General features: G+C 54.2%; 2 protein-coding genes. Both read left to right on the top strand.

What is annotated here, in order from left to right; all coding sequences use genetic code 11:
* Positions 1-408 (top strand): hypothetical protein (locus tag DFP90_RS23030; RefSeq protein ID WP_181905532.1); only part of this gene is annotated, 408 nt, incomplete at its 5' end.
* Positions 344-1,573, top strand: a complete 1,230-nt coding sequence (locus tag DFP90_RS22590; RefSeq protein WP_115939721.1) for a hypothetical protein — start codon at positions 344-346, stop codon at positions 1,571-1,573. The genes DFP90_RS23030 and DFP90_RS22590, both read left to right, overlap by 65 nt.
* The last annotated feature ends 91 nt before the right edge of the window (positions 1,574-1,664 follow it).

Consider the following 1,664-nt stretch of genomic DNA (forward strand, 5'->3'; position numbering starts at 1 on the left):
AACCTGGGCAGCCTGTTCGGCGGCGATGACAATGGCGGCGGCACCGGCGGCACCGGCGGCAATGCAGGCAATGGTGCCAGCGGTGCCGATGGCGAGGAGAGCAGTCTGCTCGACATAATCGCAAAATTGCCGACCGTTGAGGGCGGTTTGCAATCTTCCGAGAAGGAACAGGCAACCCGCGCGACGGTTGCCGCCCCCAATGGCGATGTGACGATTGAGGTCCGCGCAGACCCGGACCAGGATCTGAGCGATCTTAACAGCGACCTGGCCAAGGCGCAGGAAGTCACCAAGGATGAACGGACCAACGTCAATCTCTATGTCAGCGGCGAGAGCATTCGGACGGTTGCGGATATCGCGACCCGGGCCGTCAATATATCTGGATCAGATCCAGGAACGCGGCGACATTAACGAGCAACAGGCGGCCAAACTCGAAACCGTCCTGGAGCGGATCGCGGAAGAAGGCATTGACCCCGACAGCCTGACCGTTTGCGGACAACAGGCATCATGGAATCCCTTCCGATTCTTCATCAGTTCTGCCTATGCGGCGGATGGCTGTGTCATCCGGTTTGCCGGGGGCCAGGCATTCAGCCTGTCTGAAACAGAACAACAGGCCCTCCGCGAGACCCAGCGCCTTGCGGCGGCAGAAAAGATCCCGGAGCTTGTCACCGAGGTTGTGGATCTACGCGCCGTCGATAATCCGACGGAAGACCAGAAGATCGCGCTGGCCCAGGCCGAAGGCCGTCTGGTGCAACAGATGGCTTATTACGAGCTTTGCGCCGACGAGCAATATTCACTCCGGAATTCGGGCCTGGTGCCGACGAACGGTGCATTCGACTCATTTTTCAAGACTGCAGAGATATATAAAGCTGGTGGGGATGGTTTCGCCGCGAAACTTACAGACGGTTATGAGAAATACAAAAACGACTATATCGCGTTAAGAAAAGAAAACCCCGACCTCTATCACGCAATGATAGTGGTTCTGTACAAACATGATGCCAATGCGGTAGATGCTGCATTTCTTCTAAATGGTATTTCTGCACTTCGTGATGCAGGACAGGATCCAACAGATCTTATAAAGCGGGCTGCAAATAGTGCTGTAGCGTCCAAATATCCAGATAGCATGAGCGTAGCTAGCAGCTACACAGCACTTGGCAGCACGGCTCCAAGAGATGTTGAGAGAACGCTGGCCCTCGCGGCAGCGGAGCTGACTCCATCAGAGAAAGTACTGTTTGTTGAGGTGGTTATCAAACAGGCATGGGACTATTATGAAGGGCCCCGCAAAACCTCTGAGTTTTTGGCAAAAATAACCGAGGCAATTGCCATAGTCGGAGGAGGCGCTGCAGGAGGAGTCAAATTGGTCACTGGCGGCGGGCAAGTCCTGCGGGCGGGGAGTATCGCATTTGCAAATTGTATTAAAAATCCGGTTTGCAGAAATGAAGCTGTCATTGCCATGGCTGAAGCGAGTGCGGGTGAAGCTTTGGGTGGCGGAACACTCATTACTAGTACCGGAGCGGTGGTCGCAACTTCTTCATTGAAATACGGTGATGAAGTTGTTGAAGTCGTATCAAAGTGAGCGCCCGGTGAACCCCACCTTGTAGGTTTTTGCGAATACAGTCAGGTTCAGCCTCAGATTTTCACAGGATTGAGGGTTTGACCATGACAGA

Source organism: Aestuariispira insulae (assembly GCF_003385955.1).
In the GTDB taxonomy this organism is placed as follows: Bacteria; Pseudomonadota; Alphaproteobacteria; order UBA8366; family Aestuariispiraceae; genus Aestuariispira; species Aestuariispira insulae.